A 13,588-nucleotide genomic window follows, 5' to 3' on the forward strand; every position below is an offset into this window, starting at 1 on the left:
CGCACCATCCCTGGGTATGCCAGGCTACGAATTCTCAGCCAATAAAAAACGCCCCGAAGGGCGTTTTATGCAGCAGCCGATAACTCAGTTGGCCGCTTGCTGGCGCTGCAGCTCCTGAGCATACAGGGCATCGAAGTTTACCGGCGCCAACATCAGGGCCGGGAACGAGCCACGGACTACCAGGTTGTCCAGCGCTTCACGCGCGTACGGGAACAGGATGTTCGGGCAGAACGCGCCGAGGGTGTGGCTCATCGAGCCGGCGTCCAGCCCCTTGATCAGGAAGATACCGGCTTGCTGCACTTCAGCGATGAATGCGGTTTCTTCGCCGTTCTTGACGGTAACCGAAAGGGTCAGCACCACTTCATGGAAGTCGCCTTCCAGGGCTTTCTGGCGGGTGTTGAGATCCATCGCGACGCTTGGCGTCCACTCCTGACGGAAGATCTCGGGGCTCTTCGGCGCTTCGAAGGACAGGTCACGCACGTAGATACGCTGCAGGGAGAACTGAGGATTCTGCTCGTCTTGTACGGCACCGGTAGCTTGTTCGGTCATGGGCAAAGCCTTCTGCTGTATGGGCTTAAGGAAAGGGGTGTAGCTGTATCAGGCACGGAGCAGCGCATCGAGTTTGCCTGCCCGTTCCAGGGCATACAGCTCATCGCAACCACCCACGTGGTTATTATCGATCCATATCTGCGGCACCGAGGTGCGGCCGGCCTTGCGGGTCATTTCCGCACGCAGGTCCGGCTTGCCATCGACGCGGATCTCGTCGAACGACACACCTTTATTGGTCAGCAGCTGCTTGGCGCGGATGCAGTACGGGCACCAATCGCTGGAGTAGATGACGACCTTGCTCATATCACTTCACCACTGGCAGGTTGTCGCTGCGCCAGGTGGCAATGCCGCCCCCAAGACGTGCAGCGGTAAAGCCGGCCTTCTTGAGGTCACGAGCGGCGGTGCCGGCCTGCTGGCCCAGGGCATCAACGAGAATCAGCGTCTTGGTCTTGTGCTTCTCGAGCTCGCTAACACGCGAGGTCAGCTTGTCGTGCGGGATATTCAGCGAACCAACGATATGGCCGCTGGCGAAATCTTTCTTGTTGCGAATGTCGATCACCACGCCCTCGTCACGATTGATCAGCGCGGTTACCTCGCGGCTGCTCAGGCTTTTTCCACCCTTGCTCAGCTCAGTGAAGATCAGCAGCGAAAGGATGATGACGAACAGCCCGCTGAGGATGAAGTGGGTAGTCGCAAATTCGATCAGGTTGGCAAGCATCACGCGGTTCCGGGACGGTAAAATGTCGGCCAGTATACACAGCCATGCGAGTCCCACCAAAGGCCGTGCGGCGGTGACGGGATCTTTCCGGGGTCGTAGAATGTCTGACCTTTTTTGCGTCCCTTTAGCAGAGCGAGCCCAGTATGAGCGCAACGCCCAAACCCTTGGTTCTGGTCATTCTCGATGGCTTCGGCCATAGCGACAACCCTGAGCACAACGCCATTTTCGCCGCCAACACGCCGGTTTACGACCGCCTGCGTGCCACCCAGCCCCATGGGCTGATTTCCGGCAGCGGCATGGATGTCGGCCTGCCGGACGGGCAGATGGGCAACTCCGAGGTTGGCCACATGAACCTGGGTGCCGGGCGCGTGGTGTACCAGGACTTTACCCGGGTGACCAAGGCGATTCGCGACGGCGAGTTCTTCGAGAACCCGGCTATCACCGGCGCGGTGGATAAAGCCGTAGGCGCTGGCAAGGCGGTGCACATTCTCGGCCTGCTGTCTGACGGTGGTGTGCACAGCCATCAGGATCATCTGGTGGCGATGGCCGAGCTGGCCGCTCGCCGTGGCGCCGAGAAGATCTACCTGCATGCATTCCTCGATGGTCGCGACACCGCACCGAAAAGCGCACAAAGCTCGCTCGAACTGCTCGACGCCACCTTCGCCCGGCTCGGCAAGGGCCGCATCGCCTCGCTGATTGGCCGTTACTTCGCCATGGATCGCGACAATCGCTGGGATCGCGTGGCCCAGGCCTACAACCTGATCGCGGCAGGCCACAGCCAGTTCAGCGCAGACACCGCCGTTGCAGGCTTGCAAGCCGCCTATGCGCGCGACGAAAGCGACGAATTCGTCAAAGCCACCAGCATCGGCGAAGCGGTAAGTGTCGAGGACGGCGACGCCGTAGTGTTCATGAACTTCCGCGCCGACCGCGCCCGCGAACTGACTCGCGCCTTCGTCGAGCCCGGCTTCGATGCCTTCGAGCGCGCTCGCGTACCGCAAACCGCCGGCTTCATCATGCTCACCCAATACGCGGCGAGCATCGACACGCCGAGCGCCTACAAGCCTGAGCCGCTGGTCAACGTGCTTGGCGAGTACCTGGCCAACAATGGCAAAACTCAGCTGCGCATCGCCGAGACCGAGAAGTATGCCCATGTGACCTTCTTCTTCTCCGGTGGCCGCGAAGAGCCGTTCCCCGGCGAAGAGCGGATTCTCATTCCCTCGCCGAATGTCGCCACCTACGACCTGCAGCCGCAGATGAACGCGCCAGAAGTCACCGACAAGATCGTCGATGCCATCGAAAACCAGCGCTACGACGTAATCGTGGTCAACTACGCCAACGGCGACATGGTCGGTCACACCGGCGTGTTCGAAGCCGCCGTGGCAGCCGTGGAATGCCTGGACACCTGCGTGGGGCGCATCGTCGAAGCGCTCGACAAGGTTGGCGGCGAAGCGCTGGTCACTGCCGACCACGGCAACGTCGAGCAGATGGAAGACGAGAGCACCGGCCAGGCGCACACCGCTCATACCTGCGAGCCCGTGCCGTTCATCTATGTCGGCAAGCGCAATGTCAGTATCCGTGAAGGCGGCGTGCTGGCCGACGTCGCGCCCACCATGCTGACGCTGATGGGCATGCCGGTTCCCAAGGAAATGACCGGTACCAGCATCGTGACATTGAACGCAGCCGATAACCGGTAACGGCGAGTCGCCGTCACCCGCAGCCCACGGTACCGATTTCGCCGACCGGGTGCCCATCGGTCGTTCACCAGACGCCTTGAGTCGGCATTAGCCATTCAAGGCGTTTTTTTTAACCCGCGCCACGGGCATACTAGGCCCGTTCCCCGCCAGGTACCGCCTGCCCCATGTTTCGTGCCCTCGCCCTTATCCTTCTGACCAGCCTGCTGGCGCCGGCCTTTGCCGATCAAAAAGCTGACACGCAAAAACAGCTGGAAGCGGCACGCGCCGACGTCGCCGAGCTGAAAAAGCTGCTGCAGCAGCTACAGCAAGAAAAATCTGGCGTGCAGAAGCAGCTCAAGTCCACGGAAACCGAAATGGGCGACCTGGAAAACCAGGTCAAGGGTCTGCGCGACGAGCTGCAAGACAGCGAAGAAGAGCTCAAACGCCTCGATCAGGAGAAAAAAAAACTCCACGACGCACGCCTTGAGCAACAACGGCTGATCGGTATTCAAGCGCGCGCTGCCTATCAGGGCGGCCGTCAGGAATACATCAAGCTGCTGCTCAACCAGCAGAATCCAGAAAAATTCTCACGCACCCTGACCTACTACGATTACCTTGCCGAAGCCCGCATGAAGCAGCTGACGGCCTTCAACGAGACCCTGCGCCAGCTGGCCAATGTCGAGAAGGACATCAGCCACCATCAGGCCCAGTTGCAAGAACAGAAAACCCAGCTGGACAGCCGCAGCGCCGAACTCGCCGCCGTGCGCAAGGAGCGTCAGAATGCCCTGGCCAAGCTGAACAAGGATTTCGCCGCGCGCGATCAGCGTCTCAAGGCGCGTGAGCAGGAACAGGCCGAGCTTGGTCGGGTACTCAAGACCATCGAGGAAACCCTCGCCCGCCAGGCCCGCGAAGCCGAACAGGAGCGCCAGCGTGCCCTGACCGCAGCCCGTGAGAAGCCCAGCGCGCCCGCTGCGAAGCGCCCGGCGAGTGGCCCGATGGTCAGCTCCGGCGCCACCTATGGCGGTCCTTTCGCCAATGCCAAGGGCAAGCTGCCGTGGCCCGTCGATGGCCGCCTGGTGGCAAGATATGGAACCCCGCGCGGCGAAGACGCTCGGACTAAGTGGGACGGTGTGCTGATCAGCGCTTCCGCTGGCAGCCAGGTCCGTGCCGTGCACGGCGGCCGCGTGGTATTCGCCGACTGGTTGCGCGGCTCGGGGCTTCTGGTCATTCTCGACCATGGTAATGGTTACCTGACCCTTTACGGGCACAACCAGAGCCTGCTCAAGGACGCCGGAGACATCGTCAAAGCTGGAGACCCCATCGCCACCGTTGGCGCCAGCGGCGGGCAGGAAACACCAGCCCTGTATTTCGCGATTCGCCAGCAGGGCCGCGCCAGCGATCCGGCCCAATGGTGTCGGGCGCAAGGATAAGCGCCATCTCATTGTCGTAGGAGTTAGTTCGAATGCCGCAACTGTCCCGCCTCACCTCTCTGGCCCTGGCGATTGCCCTGCTCGGTGGCGCACCCGTGCTGCATGCCGACCAGGCTCCAATCACGCCGCCGCCGGCAGCCGAGCAGAACGCCGCGCCGCTACCGCTGGACGAGCTGCGCACCTTTGCCGAGGTGATGGACCGCATCAAGGCGGCCTATGTAGAGCCAGTGACGGATAAGGAACTGCTGGAGAATGCCATCAAGGGCATGCTCAGCAATCTTGACCCGCATTCGGCATACCTTGACCCCAAAGCCTTCGCTGAACTGCAGGAAAGCACCAGTGGGGAGTTCGGTGGACTGGGCATTGAGGTCGGCACCGAAGACGGCTTCATCAAGGTGGTCTCGCCAATCGATGACACCCCGGCGTCCAAGGCAGGCATCCACCCCGGCGACCTGATCGTCAAGATCGACGGCAAGCCGACCAAGGGCCAGTCGATGATGGAAGCCGTGGAGAAGATGCGCGGCAAAGCCGGCAGCAAAATCGTCCTGACCCTCGTACGTGAGGGTGGCAAACCGTTCGACGTGGAGCTGACCCGCGCCGTCATCAAGGTCACCAGCGTCCGCAATCAACTGCTTGATCCGGGCTATGGCTACATTCGCGTCACCCAATTCCAGGTCAACACCGGCGAAGAAGTCGGCAAGGCACTGAACAAGCTGCGCAAGGAAAACGGCAAGAAGCTCAGTGGCCTGGTGCTCGACCTGCGCAACAACCCAGGCGGCGTGCTGCAGTCAGCCGTCGAAGTCGCCGATCACTTCCTCAAGAAGGGTTTGATCGTCTATACCAAGGGCCGTATTCCTAATTCGGAGCTGCGTTTCTCGGCAGACCCGCTCGACGCAAGCGAAGGCGTACCACTGGTGGTGCTGATCAACGGCGGCAGCGCCTCGGCCTCGGAAATCGTTGCGGGCGCTCTGCAAGATCACAAGCGCGGCGTGGTGATGGGTACCGACAGTTTCGGCAAGGGCTCGGTGCAGACCGTGCTGCCGCTGAACAACGACCGCGCGCTGAAGATCACCACCGCGCTGTACTTCACCCCCAATGGCCGCTCCATCCAGGCCCAAGGCATCGTCCCCGACGTGGAAGTGGCGCGCGCCAAGCTGACACGCGAAAGCGACGACCCGAGCCTCAAGGAAGCCGACCTGCTAGGCCATCTCGGCAATGGCAACGGTGGCGCGGACCGCCCCAGCGGCAGCGCTGCCAGCAAAGCCGCACGGCCGCAGGACGATGACTATCAGCTGAGCCAGGCCCTGAACCTGCTCAAAGGGCTGAACGTCACCCGCGCCGACTAAACGTCTGCGTCGATAAAAAGCCCCGTTGCAGCGTGCTGCAACGGGGCTTTTTGTTATATGAGCTCGCGGTGAATGGTGGGTGTGATGCCGATGATGCGGCAAGGCTGCAATCGTTCGCGCCGGGGCGACGCTTCTATGCAGGGCATGGTGCTGCCCTGAAAACCACGCCCATACCCCATCCTTGTAGGAGCCGCGCCCCCGCGGCGAATGGTGGGTGTGACGCCGGTACAGCGGCAAGGCTGCAATCGTTCGCGCCGGACACGGTGCGGCCGTGAAACCACTCACACACCCCATCCTTGTAGGAGCCGCGACCCCGCGGCGAATGGTGGGTGTGATGCCGATAATGCGGCAAGGCTGCAATCATTCGCGCCGGGGCGGCGCTCCTGCGCGGGGCACGGTGCGGCCGTGAAACCACGCACACACCCCATCCTTGTAGGAGCCGCGACCCCGCGGCGAATGGTGGGTGTGACGCCGATAAAGCGGCAAGCCTGCAATCGTTCGCGCCGGACACGGTGCGGCCGTGAACCACTCACACACCCCATCCTTGTAGGAGCCGCGACCCCGCGGCGAATGGTGGGTGTGACGCCGGTACAGCGGCAAGGCTGCCATCGTTCGCGCCGGAGCGGCGCCTCTACGCGGGGCGCAGTGCGGCCCGGGAGCCCCTACAGAAGCGGCGGTGCATGAATCATGCTTACAGGTAGCTGTTGGTCATCTCGTCGATGAAGCCTTCGTTGCGCAGCTCATCCAGCGCCTTCTGCAACCGTTGCACCACCTCGTCCGGCGTGTCCTTGTTGATCGCCAGATACAGCTCGGCCTCGTTGAAACGCAGCACCGTGTTCAGCCCGCTAACACCTTCCTGCTTGGCCAGGTAGCGGCCGACTGGATCGGTGGTCGCCCACAGGTCGATCTTGCCGCCGGTGAGTTTCTTGACGTTCTCCTGGTCGCGGAGCGCATTGACCGGCGCCAGGCCCTGGCTCTCCAAATGCTGGCTGACCGCATCGTTCTTGTAGGCGCCGATGGTGTACTGGCCGGCCTCCTTCAGGCTGTTGACGGTCAGGTTGTTACCAGGCGCCGCCAGCAATACCCAGCCGGTCTTGGCCAGCGGGCCAACCCACTTGAACAGCGCCTGACGCTCGGGAGTGAAGGTGGTCGAGAACAGCGCATAGTTGGGCTTGTCGAGGGTCAGCTTGTAAAGGCGATCCCAGGGAAAGCGCAGTGTCAGGCTGTAACTGATGTTGGCGCGTTTGAACATCTCGCGCACGATCTCGGCATTGATGCCGTCAATGCCGTCGTCACGCGCGAAGTTCTTGTCGTCCACCGCCATGTTGAAGGGTGGGAAGTTCTCGGTCAGCAGCACCATCTTGTAGTCGGCTGGCAACTCGGCCCTGGCGGCACATGCCGCAAGAGAAAGAACCAGTACGATCGCTTTCAGAGTGTTGTTCAACATCAGTCGTCCCCGCCGCGTAGTTATGATTATGCTTGGCGGCCTCCTGCCGAATTCCCGCGTCATTACCTTCCCTGGCGATGTACACCGTGCGCTCTGGGCACACTGCATGTGCGCATGAAGGGCGGATACAGACCAGGCGGGCGCTCCCTCAAGCGCCCACAACGCACTGTCAAACCGCCTTCAGGCTTAAAGATAACTGTTGAGGATGGTGTCGACCAATCCCTCAGCCCGCATCTTGTCCAGTTCGGACTGCAGCTTTTGTACCACCTCGTCAGGTACTTCGCGGTTCAAGGCGAGATAGAGCTGCGCGCTGTTGAAACGCAGTATGGTCTTCAAACCGCTGACACCCTCTTGACGCGCCAGGTAACGCCCGGCCGGATCGCCAGTGGCCCACAAATCGATCTGCTCGGCCATCAGCTTCTTGGCATTTTCCTGATCGCGCAACGAAGTGATTGGCTGCATGCCCTGCTTTTCCAGGTACTCGGCAATCGCGTCGCCCTTGTAGGCGCCGACGCGGTACTGCGCCGCCTGCTGCAGATTGTTGACCACCAGTGTGCTGTCGCCGCGCGCCAGCAGCACCCAGTCATCCGGGCCTATTGGCCCTACCCACTTGAATAGCTTCTCGCGCTCAGGCAGCCGGGCGGTTACGAACACGCCGTAGCCGGGCTTTTCCAATGCAAGGTTGTAGATACGGTCCCAGGGGAAGCGCAGGGTGAGACTGTAAGAAATACCGGCGCGCTTGAACATTTCACGCACCACATCGGCGGCGATGCCGTTGATACCGTCTTCCTGCGCGAAGTTCTTTCCGTTGCTGGCCATGTTGTACGGTGGGAAGTTTTCCGTCAGCAACACCACGTTGTAGTTCGGGTCGATTTCGGCGCGTGCCGCCGATGTCATCACGAGCAGCGCACCCGCCACTGCCAACCACAGACGTTTCCACATGTACTCGACTACCTGTCATTCAGAACGTTGACGGGCGGCCGGAAAGGTAACGCCCGGAGCAACCGGGCTAATTCATCAGAAACCTCGGGCTAGACGCCCGGGCTCGACAAATCCCTGTCACTCGGGTGCTAGCTTAGCGCCATTAGTGGGCGGCAAGAAGTGCAGATGCCCCAACTTGGACATACCGCACACTCACAGCCCTGCGCGACGTGCTCAGCGCACCACGATGCCGCGGCTGGCCATGTAGGCCTTGGCTTCCGGAACGGTGAATTCACCAAAGTGGAAGATGCTGGCAGCAAGCACCGCTGCCGCTTTGCCTTCGATGACGCCGTCAGCGAGGTGCTGCAGGTTGCCGACACCGCCGGAGGCGATCACCGGGATACCTACCGCTTCGCTGATGGCGCGGGTCACGCCCAGGTCATAACCGCTCTTCACGCCGTCCTGGTCCATGCTGGTGAGCAGAATCTCGCCGGCGCCCAGGCCTTCCATCTTCTGCGCCCAAAGCACCGCATCGAGACCGGTGGGCTTGCGTCCGCCGTGGGTGAAAATTTCCCAGCGCGGTGTTTCGCCCGGCGCGGAAACGCGCTTGGCATCGATGGCGACGACGATGCACTGGGAACCGAAACGTGAGGCCGCCTCACCGACGAACTCCGGGGTAAACACCGCGGCGGTATTGATCGATACCTTGTCGGCACCGGCATTGAGCAGGTTACGGATGTCCATCACGGTACGCACGCCACCGCCCACGGTCAGCGGGATGAACACCTGGCTGGCCATGCGCTCGACGGTATGCAGCGTGGTGTCGCGGCCGTCGACACTGGCAGTGATGTCGAGAAAGGTAATCTCGTCGGCGCCCTGCTCGTCGTAACGGCGAGCGATTTCCACCGGGTCACCGGCATCACGGATGTTCTCGAATTTGACGCCCTTGACCACGCGACCGTTGTCCACGTCGAGGCAGGGGATGATGCGTTTAGCCAGTGCCATAACGGTATTCCCGTAGGGTGGGTGCAACCCACCGATAAAGATTGCGTCAACTGCGGTGGGTTGCCACCCACCCTACCTCTGCTTATTTCTTGAAGTTGTCGCAGAAAGCCTGAGCCTCGGCGACATCAAGCGTGCCTTCGTAGATGGCCCGGCCGGTGATGGCACCGATGATGCCAGGCGAACGCGCCAGCAGCAGTTTCTCGATATCGCTCAGGTTGTGAATGCCGCCCGAAGCGATCACCGGAATGCGGCTGGCAGCGGCCAGCGCAGCGGTGGCCTCGACGTTGCAGCCCTGCATCATGCCGTCCTTGGCGATGTCGGTGTAAACGATCGCCGACACGCCATCGGCCTCGAAGCGCTTGGCCAGATCGGTAGCCTGTACGCTGCTCACTTCAGCCCAGCCGTCGGTGGCGACGAAGCCATCCTTGGCGTCCAGGCCGACGATCACCTTGCCCGGGAAGGCCTTGCAGGCCTCGGCAACGAACTCGGGTTCCTTGACCGCCTTGGTGCCGATGATCACGTAGCTGACGCCAGCCTTGACGTAATGCTCGATGGTTTCCAGCGAGCGGATGCCGCCACCGATCTGGATCGGCAGGTTCGGGTAGCGCTTGGCGATGGCGGTAACCACATCGCCGTTGACCGGCTTGCCCTCGAAAGCGCCGTTGAGATCGACCAGATGCAGACGACGGCACCCGCCCTCGACCCATTTGGCGGCCATGCTCACCGGATCGTCGGAGAACACCGTGGAGTCTTCCATGCGGCCCTGGCGCAGACGCACGCAGGCGCCGTCCTTGAGGTCGATAGCGGGAATAATCAGCATCTGCACACCTTGTCTAGTTCAGCCAGCGTTGGCTGGAATCAATCTTTCTCGAGCGCCCACAGGTCGACTTCGAGGCTTTCGAAGCGCTCACGCAGCAAGCTGTGCGCGTCGGTGACCGCTCGGTTGTAGTAATGCGGTGCCACTTCGCGGGCGAACAGTTCGAGTAGTTCGATCACCTCGAAAGAGCCCAACTCCAGCTCGTAACGATCGGCCAGAAAGCGCTGCAGCTTGTGCACTGCGTCGCTTTCCTGCTCGGGCGTGAGCGTGAGGATCGGGCTCTTGAGCCTGGCCACTACCAGCGGCCATCCCAGGCAGCGAAATTCTGCAGCAACTGCAGGCCGTGGGTGTGGCTCTTCTCGGGGTGAAACTGCACGGCGAAGCGCGAACCATCGGCCAACGCGGCGGCGAAATCCTTGCCGTAGTGGCCGCGACCGACGACCTGCTGCGCCTTGCCGGCTTCGATGTAATAACTGTGCACGAAGTAGAAACGCGCGTGATCCGGAATGCTGTGCCACAGCGGATGGTTGACCGCCTGGCTCACTTCGTTCCAGCCCATATGCGGCACTTTGAGCGGCTCGCCGTCTTCGACCATGTTCTTGCCGAAAAACCGCACCTGGCCGGGGAACAGCCCGATGCAGTCGACGCCTTCATTCTCTTCGCTGCGCTCGAGCAACGCCTGCATGCCCACGCAGATACCGAGGAACGGGCGGTCCTGGCTGACTTCACGCACCAGCTCATCGAAGCCCAGACGGCGAATCTCGGCCATGCAATCACGGATCGCACCGACGCCAGGAAACACCACGCGGTCGGCCTCACGGATCACCTGCGCGTCGCTGGTCACCAGCACCCGGCCGGCCCCGACATGCTCCAGGGCCTTGGCCACCGAATGCAGATTGCCCATGCCGTAGTCGATGACTGCAACCGTCTGCATCAGAGTACGCCCTTGGTCGACGGCATCTGCCCGGCCATGCGCGGATCAAGCTCCACGGCCATGCGCAGGGCGCGGCCGAACGCCTTGAATACCGTTTCGATCTGGTGGTGGGTGTTCACGCCACGCAGATTGTCGATATGCAGGCTGACCTGGGCGTGGTTGACGAAGCCCTGGAAGAATTCCTGAAACAGGTCGACATCGAAGCCACCGACCACCGCGCGCGTGAACGGCACGTGCATCTGCAGGCCAGGACGACCGGAGAAGTCGATGACTACGCGAGACAGCGCTTCGTCGAGCGGCACGTAGGAGTGGCCGTAACGGGTCATGCCCTTCTTGTCGCCGACGGCCTTGGCGAATGCCTGGCCGAGGGTGATGCCGACGTCCTCGACGGTGTGGTGATCGTCGATTTCCAGATCACCTTTGCACGCGATGTCCAGATCGATCAGACCATGGCGGGCGATCTGGTCGAGCATGTGCTCCATGAAAGGCACGCCGATATCGAAGCGCGCCTTGCCGGTGCCGTCCAGGTTGATAGAGACCTTGATCTGGGTCTCCAGGGTGTTGCGCTCGACGAATGCCGTACGTTCGGCCATCACCTGCTCCACAAAATCGTTGGGCGAAAGGGCGACCATTATAGGCTGATAAGCGCTAAACCGAGAAAGCCACACGGAAGAATTGGGCGAAACCCGCTTCAGTTATCACCAGGCATAAAAAATCCCGCTGGCGCACAAGGCGGCAGCGGGATTTTCAAGGCGACGATGCGTTACTGGAACAGCACCAGCGTCTTCTGCAGGGTCACCCACACACCCCACGCCAGCGGCAGACCAACGGCCAGCCAGGCAGCGATCACCAGCGGCTTGCTCGACGGATCGGCAGCCCACTCCAGCTCACTGGCAGTCGGCTTGGATTTCTCGCCATAAGCGCGCTCAGCGGCCAGTTCTTCTTCAGTCATGAAGTACTTCGCATCCACCGGACGTACCAGCAGGTTGCAGATGAAGCCCAGCACCAGCAGACCGGCGAGGATGTACAGCGTGATGTCGTAAGCAGCAGCGCGTTCGACGCCGATGCTCAGTTGATATTCACGCAGGTAGTTGACCAGCACCGGACCGAGGACACCGGCAGCAGCCCAGGCAGTCAGCAGACGACCGTGGATAGCACCAACCATCTGGGTACCGAACAGATCCGCCAGGTAGGCCGGAACGGTTGCAAAGCCACCGCCGTACATCGACAGGATCAGGCAGAAAGCGAACACGAACAGCGCGATGCTGCCCAGGTGACCAGTCCACGGAACCAGCGCATACAGGGTGAAACCCAGCGCGAAGAACACGAAGTAGGTCGCTTTACGGCCGATCAGGTCGGAGAACGAAGCCCAGAAGAAGCGGCCACCGATGTTGAACAGGCTCAGCAGGCCGGTAAAGCCGGCAGCGATGGCAGCGATCTGCATCAACTGCTCTTTGCTCAACTCGCTGAATGGCACGTTCACGCCGATCAGTTTGCCACCGAACACTTCCTGCAGCATGGGCGAGGCCATGCCGATAATGCCGATACCGGCGGAAACGTTAAGGCACAGAACGGCCCAAACCAGCCAGAACTGCGGGGTTTTCCACGCGGTGCTCACGTGTACGTGGCCCTTGGTGATCATCGCGTTGTTGGCCTTGGCAGCCGGAGCGACCCAACCAGCGGGTTTCCAGCCAGTCGGCGGAACGCGGTAGGACAGTGCACCACCGACCATGAAGATGAAATAGATCACCGCCATGACTACGAAGCTCTGCCACACACCAACATCAGTTTCGCTGGAGAAGTGACCCATCAGCAGGGCGGCGAGGGGGGCACCCACCATCGCACCACCACCGAAGCCCATGATGGCCATACCGGTGGCCATGCCGCGCTTGTCCGGGAACCACTTGATCAGCGTTGATACCGGGGAGATATAGCCCAGACCGAGACCAATACCGCCGATCACACCGGAACCGACCCACATTAACCAAATCTGGTGGGTATAGATACCGAGTGCGGAAATCAGCAGACCGCCACACCAGCATACGGCCGAAACCAGGCCGGCCTTACGCGGGCCCGCATGTTCCAACCAACCGCCCCACACGGCAGCTGCGCAGCCGAGGAAGACGAAGAACAGGGTGTAGATCCAACCCAGCATGGAGATCTGCCAGTCGCAGTTGCTGGAAAAGATCTGCTCGAAGAAACCGATGTCCGGCGCACAGGCGACGGCAGCATCGATACCGATGGCTTTCGACAGCGGCAGCCAGAATACGGAGAATCCGTAGGCCATGCCGATGCACAGGTGGATGGCGAGGGCAGCTGGCGGAACCAGCCAGCGGTTGAAACCGGGCTTCGCGATGATGCGTTCTTTGGAAAGAAACGCAGGCGTCGCTGAAGCACCGTTTTGCACGGTGGCGTCAGTCATTTTTTCTTCTCTGAATTTAAGTTGGCAAACAAAGACGATTTATTTGCATACGCCTCTTAACAGCAGCGTTTAACAGCAAATAGTGTTGAGCGAATCATTCGCAGCTAGCTGAACGCTAGAGTTCCCGCGGCATTGTGTCACATCGCCATAGTGCGTGTGCAACCACCAAAACGCCCCTTTACCTCTCTGAGACGCGGTTCTCAGCCTTGCGCACAAAAAGTTCCCGACAATCGGTAACTATGCGTAACGAAACCACTCCAAACTCTGGCCTTTAACGTGATGCCGTGCGGCAGCAAACCGCCGGATGGCAGGCGGCCGCGCTCAAT

General features: G+C 61.2%; 14 protein-coding genes. 3 read left to right on the forward strand and 11 right to left on the reverse strand.

Translation table 11 applies throughout. The annotated features are described in order from the left end of the window. Nucleotides 1-84: 84 nt before the first annotated feature. From secB to BLS60_RS16545, 3 genes are read right to left on the reverse strand one after another with little or no spacing between them, the layout of a single operon-like run. Nucleotides 85-549, reverse strand: coding sequence for a protein-export chaperone SecB (gene secB, locus BLS60_RS16535; RefSeq protein WP_070880554.1), 465 nt, complete (start codon nucleotides 547-549; stop codon nucleotides 85-87). 48 nt (nucleotides 550-597) lie between these two features. Continuing rightward, nucleotides 598-852: a glutaredoxin 3 gene (gene grxC / locus BLS60_RS16540; RefSeq protein WP_070880553.1), complete on the reverse strand. Its 255-nt coding sequence runs from the start codon at nucleotides 850-852 to the stop codon at nucleotides 598-600. A gap of 1 nt (nucleotide 853) precedes the next feature. Next, nucleotides 854-1,267 (reverse strand): rhodanese-like domain-containing protein, encoded by a 414-nt coding sequence (locus tag BLS60_RS16545; RefSeq protein ID WP_092370184.1) that lies wholly within the window; start codon nucleotides 1,265-1,267, stop codon nucleotides 854-856. 143 nt (nucleotides 1,268-1,410) lie between these two features. Here BLS60_RS16545 and gpmI point away from each other — a divergent pair, with 143 nt between their 5' ends. The 3 genes from gpmI (at nucleotide 1,411) to BLS60_RS16560 (ending at nucleotide 5,716) form a co-directional block, all read left to right on the forward strand. After that, a complete protein-coding gene (gene gpmI, locus BLS60_RS16550) occupies nucleotides 1,411-2,961 on the forward strand; it encodes a 2,3-bisphosphoglycerate-independent phosphoglycerate mutase (RefSeq protein ID WP_092370187.1) in 1,551 nt (516 codons plus the stop codon). Nucleotides 2,962-3,125: 164 nt separating this feature from the next. After that, nucleotides 3,126-4,370 (forward strand): murein hydrolase activator EnvC family protein, encoded by a 1,245-nt coding sequence (locus tag BLS60_RS16555; RefSeq protein ID WP_070880550.1) that lies wholly within the window; start codon nucleotides 3,126-3,128, stop codon nucleotides 4,368-4,370. 32 nt (nucleotides 4,371-4,402) lie between these two features. Next, nucleotides 4,403-5,716 (forward strand): S41 family peptidase, encoded by a 1,314-nt coding sequence (locus tag BLS60_RS16560; RefSeq protein ID WP_070880549.1) that lies wholly within the window; start codon nucleotides 4,403-4,405, stop codon nucleotides 5,714-5,716. A gap of 691 nt (nucleotides 5,717-6,407) precedes the next feature. Here BLS60_RS16560 and BLS60_RS16565 read toward each other — a convergent pair. The 8 genes from BLS60_RS16565 to BLS60_RS16600 form a co-directional block, all read right to left on the reverse strand. Continuing rightward, nucleotides 6,408-7,163 carry a substrate-binding periplasmic protein gene (locus tag BLS60_RS16565; protein WP_092370190.1) on the reverse strand — a complete coding sequence of 252 codons (756 nt, stop codon included), beginning with the start codon at nucleotides 7,161-7,163 and terminating at the stop codon, nucleotides 6,408-6,410. 186 nt (nucleotides 7,164-7,349) lie between these two features. Further along, a complete protein-coding gene (locus tag BLS60_RS16570) occupies nucleotides 7,350-8,105 on the reverse strand; it encodes a substrate-binding periplasmic protein (protein ID WP_092370193.1) in 756 nt (251 codons plus the stop codon). Between the two features lie 213 nt (nucleotides 8,106-8,318). Then, on the reverse strand, nucleotides 8,319-9,089 hold the full coding sequence (gene hisF / locus BLS60_RS16575) for an imidazole glycerol phosphate synthase subunit HisF (RefSeq protein ID WP_070880546.1): 771 nt from the start codon (nucleotides 9,087-9,089) through the stop codon (nucleotides 8,319-8,321). A gap of 82 nt (nucleotides 9,090-9,171) precedes the next feature. Then, nucleotides 9,172-9,909, reverse strand: coding sequence for a 1-(5-phosphoribosyl)-5-[(5-phosphoribosylamino)methylideneamino]imidazole-4-carboxamide isomerase (gene hisA, locus BLS60_RS16580; protein WP_070880545.1), 738 nt, complete (start codon nucleotides 9,907-9,909; stop codon nucleotides 9,172-9,174). 38 nt (nucleotides 9,910-9,947) lie between these two features. Beyond that, complete coding sequence (locus tag BLS60_RS16585) at nucleotides 9,948-10,202, reverse strand: DUF2164 domain-containing protein (protein WP_420831589.1); 255 nt, start codon at nucleotides 10,200-10,202, stop codon at nucleotides 9,948-9,950. Further along, nucleotides 10,202-10,840 (reverse strand): imidazole glycerol phosphate synthase subunit HisH, encoded by a 639-nt coding sequence (hisH, locus tag BLS60_RS16590; protein WP_092370196.1) that lies wholly within the window; start codon nucleotides 10,838-10,840, stop codon nucleotides 10,202-10,204. The genes BLS60_RS16585 and hisH overlap by 1 nt, the downstream gene beginning before the upstream one ends. Then, nucleotides 10,840-11,433, reverse strand: a complete 594-nt coding sequence (gene hisB / locus BLS60_RS16595) for an imidazoleglycerol-phosphate dehydratase HisB (RefSeq protein WP_070880788.1) — start codon at nucleotides 11,431-11,433, stop codon at nucleotides 10,840-10,842. Before hisB ends, hisH begins: the two co-directional genes overlap by 1 nt. 170 nt (nucleotides 11,434-11,603) lie before the next feature. Then, nucleotides 11,604-13,262 carry an OFA family MFS transporter gene (locus tag BLS60_RS16600; RefSeq protein ID WP_070880543.1) on the reverse strand — a complete coding sequence of 553 codons (1,659 nt, stop codon included), beginning with the start codon at nucleotides 13,260-13,262 and terminating at the stop codon, nucleotides 11,604-11,606. Nucleotides 13,263-13,588: the final 326 nt, after the last annotated feature.

Origin of the sequence: Phytopseudomonas seleniipraecipitans, assembly GCF_900102335.1 — a bacterium.
In the GTDB taxonomy this organism is placed as follows: Bacteria; Pseudomonadota; Gammaproteobacteria; order Pseudomonadales; family Pseudomonadaceae; genus Aquipseudomonas; species Aquipseudomonas seleniipraecipitans.

Bases quoted from the DNA above. Each gene is read 5' to 3' on its own strand.
- BLS60_RS16565 (WP_092370190.1), bottom strand. From the start codon at position 7,163: ATGTTGAACAACACTCTGAAAGCGATCGTACTGGTTCTTTCTCTTGCG.
- gpmI (WP_092370187.1), top strand. From the start codon at position 1,411: ATGAGCGCAACGCCCAAACCCTTGGTTCTGGTCATTCTCGATGGCTTC.
- grxC (WP_070880553.1), bottom strand. From the start codon at position 852: ATGAGCAAGGTCGTCATCTACTCCAGCGATTGGTGCCCGTACTGCATC.
- BLS60_RS16600 (WP_070880543.1), bottom strand. From the start codon at position 13,262: ATGACTGACGCCACCGTGCAAAACGGTGCTTCAGCGACGCCTGCGTTT.
- BLS60_RS16570 (WP_092370193.1), bottom strand. From the start codon at position 8,105: ATGTGGAAACGTCTGTGGTTGGCAGTGGCGGGTGCGCTGCTCGTGATG.
- BLS60_RS16555 (WP_070880550.1), top strand. From the start codon at position 3,126: ATGTTTCGTGCCCTCGCCCTTATCCTTCTGACCAGCCTGCTGGCGCCG.
- secB (WP_070880554.1), bottom strand. From the start codon at position 549: ATGACCGAACAAGCTACCGGTGCCGTACAAGACGAGCAGAATCCTCAG.
- hisF (WP_070880546.1), bottom strand. From the start codon at position 9,089: ATGGCACTGGCTAAACGCATCATCCCCTGCCTCGACGTGGACAACGGT.
- hisH (WP_092370196.1), bottom strand. From the start codon at position 10,840: ATGCAGACGGTTGCAGTCATCGACTACGGCATGGGCAATCTGCATTCG.
- hisB (WP_070880788.1), bottom strand. From the start codon at position 11,433: ATGGCCGAACGTACGGCATTCGTCGAGCGCAACACCCTGGAGACCCAG.
- BLS60_RS16560 (WP_070880549.1), top strand. From the start codon at position 4,403: ATGCCGCAACTGTCCCGCCTCACCTCTCTGGCCCTGGCGATTGCCCTG.
- BLS60_RS16545 (WP_092370184.1), bottom strand. From the start codon at position 1,267: ATGCTTGCCAACCTGATCGAATTTGCGACTACCCACTTCATCCTCAGC.
- hisA (WP_070880545.1), bottom strand. From the start codon at position 9,909: ATGCTGATTATTCCCGCTATCGACCTCAAGGACGGCGCCTGCGTGCGT.